This is a genomic window from Streptomyces canarius (assembly GCF_014650735.1).
Taxonomy (GTDB): domain Bacteria; phylum Actinomycetota; class Actinomycetes; order Streptomycetales; family Streptomycetaceae; genus Streptomyces; species Streptomyces olivaceoviridis.
Genome location: NZ_BMVN01000142.1, coordinates 1 through 4,431, shown reverse-complemented (window position 1 = coordinate 4,431; position 4,431 = coordinate 1). Strand labels below are relative to the sequence as shown.

Below are 4,431 nucleotides of genomic sequence, written 5' to 3'. Positions count from 1 at the left end.
CTTCCCCTTCGAACTCGCCCGCATCCGCCTCGCCAACGGCATCCGCCTGCGCCACACCCAGGGCTCCAGGAGCGCACGCCCGCTCCTCGTCCAGGCCGCGGAGACGTTCGAACGGCTCGGCGCGCCCACCTGGGCCGAACGGGCACGGGCGGAACTCAGGGCGTCGGGACTGGCCACCCGCATGACCTCCGCCCAGCTCGCCGAGCTGACCTGGCAGGAACGTCAGATCGCCGATCTCGCCGCCGGCGGCCTGACCAACAAGGAGATCGGCGCGCGGATGCACCTGTCGCCGCGCACGGTCAGCTCCCACCTCTACCGGGTCTTCCCCAAGCTGGGCATCACCTCCCGCGCCGCCCTGCGCGACGCCCTGGCCAAGCTGGAGGAGGGCAGCTGAGATGGGGAATCGTGCGACCGGGCGAGGGCCGTGGGTGCCGTCTCAGTCGAATGACTTAAGCCCCGGGTTCCGGGCCGCGGACGAGGCGGGTGGCGGATGGGGCCGCTCGGGCCCGCCACCTGCGCCGCCGTGGCGGAGCGCCGGGCGTCGCGGGGGGCGCGTCGTACGCCCGGCCCCGTCACCGCATCGAACCGTCATGTGACTGATGTGTCCGGATTCGCGACAGACGAGAGTATGTGCCGCCGGTCCGGCCACGGAAAGGAGGAGGTCTCCTACTCCTTCCCGACCACCGGGAATATCCTCGCGTCACCTGTTTGACAGGTGACGGGCCGTGTGCGAGGGTCATCGCGCCAACAGTCGCAGTGATCCCGTACCGCCGATACGAGCGAAGGTTCCCCGGGCACGGACGGGTCATCGAACACGCACGACGGAGGGTTTCAGATGATCAACAGGCGTACTTTCAGCAAGGCCGTCGGCCTGGGCACCGGCGCAGCCGCCATCTCCCTGTCCGGGCTCCAGAACCAGGCGTCCGCCGCCACCTCGCACCGGACGAGCGGCAGGCCCGTCCCCACCGTGCCCACCATCACCCCCGGCACGCACACCTCCTTCCCCACGCTGAAGCAGGTCAAGGCGGGCGTCCTCGACATCGGCTACGCCGAGGCCGGCCCCGCCCACGGCCCGGTGGTCATCCTCCTGCACGGCTGGCCCTACGACATCCACAGCTACGTCGACGTCGCCCCGCTCCTCGCCGACCTGGGCTACCGCGTCATCGTTCCCTACCTGCGCGGTCACGGCAGCACCCGCTTCCTGTCCAGCCACACCCCGCGCAACGCCGAGCAGTCCGCCATCGCCCTCGACATCATCGCCCTGATGGACGCGCTCAAGATCCACCGCGCGGTCTTCGCCGGCTTCGACTGGGGTTCGCGCACCGCCGACATCATCGCCGCCCTGTGGCCCGAGCGCGTCAAGGCCCTGGTCTCCACCAGCGGTTACGTCATCACCAACGTCAAGGCGCAGCTGGCGCCCCAGGCCGCGGCCGTCGAGCACAACTGGTGGTACCAGTGGTACTTCGCCACCGATCGCGGCAAGCAGGCCATGGAGGACATCAAGCTCCGCATACCGCTGTGCCGCTACGTGTGGACCCTCGTCTCCCCCAACTGGAACTTCTCCGACGCCACCTTCGACCGCACCGCCCAGGCCTTCCACAACCCCGACTACGCCGCCATCGTGCTCTACAACTACAACTGGCGCATCGGCCTCATCGAGGGTGACCCCCGCTACGACCGCTACGAGAAGCTCCTCGCCGCCCAGCCCCCCATCCACGTCCCCACCATCACCCTGGACCCGGCCCTCGACCCCTTCACCGCGCCCGGTGACGGCACCTCCTACCGCGACCACTTCACGGGCAAGTACGAGCACCGGACCATCGCGAACATCGGCCACAACCTGCCGCAGGAAGCGCCCACCACCTTCGCCCAGGCAGTCGTCGACGCCGACTACCTCTAAATCTCCCGCCCGACACCCACCCGGTAACCCGCACCCCCCACCGGTCACTCCCAGGAGGAGTCACAGATGAGCGAAGTCCAGTGGAACCGTCTGACCGCCGCGCAGATACGTGCCCTCGCCGCCCAGGACGCGGTCGTGCTGCTGCCCGTGGGGGCCACCGAGCAGCACGGTCCTCATCTGCCCACCGGCGTGGACGACTTCCTGGCCGCGGAGGTGTGCCGGAGAGCGGCGCTGCTGGCGTCCGAACACACCGGTGTGGTGGTGACGCCCTCGATCCCGACGGGGCTGTCGGAGCACCACATGGCGTTCGGCGGCACCATCACGCTCTCCCTGCCCACCCTGCACGCGCTGCTGCGTGACGTGTGCCGCTCCGTGATCCGGGCGGGTTTCTCACGCATCCTGATCGTCAACGGGCACGGCGGGAACATGACCGCCCTCAACGCCCTCACGACCGAACTGACCGCCGAGCTGGCGACGCCGATCGCGTTCGCCAGTTACTTCGGCGCCGGACGGGAGGTGGTGCGGGACACCCTGGAGACCCAGAACGGGCTCATGCACGCCTGCGAGGGGGAGACGTCCATGATGATGGCCGCCTACCCCGAGCTGATCCACCGCGAGCACCTGGCCGAGGCGCACGGACCGCAGATCACCCTGCCCGCGGAGTCCACCGAGCCGGTGTACATGGCCGTGTCCTTCGACCGGATCACGAAGTCCGGGGTCGCGGGTGACGCCCGGGTGGCGAGCCCGCAGAAGGGGGAGACGATGCTCTCCGGCTGCGCGAGGGCCCTGGCCGACATCATCCTGCGGGATCCCTGGGCGCGGTAGCGCACCGCGGACGGACCAGCGCGGACGGCGCGGCGCGGGTCGGCACGGACGGCGTGACGAACCGGGTACGGGCGTGCCGGTCGCGTCCGCCGAACCGCTCGGGCCAGTGACGCATGTGTGCCAGTGACGCACGTGCGCCTGGCCACGGGTATGCGGCCGGGTGGGGCGATGCCCTGCCCGGCCGCTCCTGCGTTCAGGCCCGCCACACCTGGGCAGCCGCCCGATCCGGGCAGGCCACACGACATCGTCACCAGCTTGACAGGTGACGACAAGCATGACAGATTCATCACCAGTCAGGGCGGTGACGCAACCGGCGAAGCCGGACCGCCCATTACCGGAACATCTGAAAGGGGCCAGTCGTGGCGAGCATCAAGGGTGGGCGCAAGCGAGTGGTGACGGGTGTGGTCTCGACGCTCACGGCGGGTCTCGCGCTCGGCGCGTTCGCCCTCAGCGGCACCGCCAACGGAGCGACCGAGACCGCCGAGGCCGCCGGAGCCGGCAGGCACGTCAAGCCGACCATCGTCCTGGAACACGGCGCCTTCGCCGACGGCTCCAGCTGGAACGGCGTCATCGCGGACCTGCGCGCCGACGGCTACCCGGTCGTGGCCGCCGCCAACCCGCTGCGCGGCCCCGCCTCCGACGCCGCGGCCCTGCGCACCGTCCTCGACCACGTCAAGGGCCCGAAGATCCTCGTCGGCCACTCCTACGGCGGCAACGTCATCAGCGAGGCCGCCACCGACGATCCCGAGGTCAAGGCCCTCGTCTACGTGGCCGCCTTCCTCCCGGCGCCCGGGGAGAGCGCCCTGGAGCTGACCAACAAGTACCCGGGCTCCACCCTTCCCGACGCCCTCGACCCCGTCACCTACAAGCAGGCCGACGGCACCACCGCCACCGACCTGTACATCCAGCAGGACAAGTTCCGCCACCAGTTCGCCGCCGACGTCCCCGCCGGCCAGGCCGCCCTCATGGCCGCCGAGCAGCGCCCCATCGCGCAGGCCGCCCTGGAGGAGAAGGCCACCAGCGCCGCGTGGAAGACCAAGCCCAGCTGGGACATCGTCACCACCCAGGACCTCAACATCCCCGCCGCCGTCCAGCGCTTCATGGCCAAGCGTGCCCACGCCCACACCACCGAGGTGGCCGCCTCGCACTCCGTCGCCGTCTCCCACCCGCACCTCGTCGCCGACGTGATCGAGCGGGCCGCCCGCGCCACCGTCCGCTGACCCCCGCGGCGCCTGACCGCCCGGACGGGTTCCCCCAGCCCGGTACCGCCAGGAACGGCGGTACCGGGCACGGCCGCATCCGGCACCGGCGTGTCCGGCCCACTCCGTGAGAATGGATGACATGAATCCACATCCCGACTCCCGTCGGCTGGGGAACTTTCTCAGGGCCCGTCGGGCGCAGCTGACGCCGCAGGAGTGCGGCCTGCCCGAGACGGACTCCGCCCGCAGGGTCGCCGGGCTGCGCCGCGAGGAGGTCGCCCGGCTCGCCGCGATCAGCGTGGACTACTACACCCGCCTGGAGCAGGGCCGCGTCCGTGCCTCCGCCCCCGTCCTCGCCACCCTGGTCCGCGCCCTGCGCCTCGACGACGACCAGCAGAAGTACCTCTACGAACTCGCCGGCCGCAACGACGACCGGCCGCGCCCGCGCCGGCCCGCCCAGCCCGTACGGCCGCCCATGCGCCGCCTGCTCGACCAGCTCACCCACAC

5 protein-coding genes are annotated in these 4,431 nt (G+C 70.9%); all 5 read left to right on the top strand.

Translation table 11 applies throughout. The features are described 5' to 3' along the window. On the top strand, positions 1-394 hold a 394-nt coding region (locus IE294_RS46365; protein WP_189895334.1), incomplete at its 5' end, for a LuxR C-terminal-related transcriptional regulator. A gap of 441 nt (positions 395-835) precedes the next feature. Beyond that, positions 836-1,900, top strand: a complete 1,065-nt coding sequence (locus tag IE294_RS46360) for an alpha/beta fold hydrolase (RefSeq protein WP_189895333.1) — start codon at positions 836-838, stop codon at positions 1,898-1,900. Positions 1,901-1,966: 66 nt separating this feature from the next. Next, a complete protein-coding gene (locus IE294_RS46355; protein WP_189895332.1) occupies positions 1,967-2,725 on the top strand; it encodes a creatininase family protein in 759 nt (252 codons plus the stop codon). 359 nt (positions 2,726-3,084) lie between these two features. Further along, on the top strand, positions 3,085-3,945 hold the full coding sequence (locus IE294_RS46350; protein WP_189895331.1) for an alpha/beta fold hydrolase: 861 nt from the start codon (positions 3,085-3,087) through the stop codon (positions 3,943-3,945). Positions 3,946-4,066: 121 nt separating this feature from the next. After that, a partial coding sequence (locus IE294_RS46345) for a helix-turn-helix domain-containing protein (RefSeq protein WP_189895330.1) occupies positions 4,067-4,431 on the top strand: 365 nt, incomplete at its 3' end.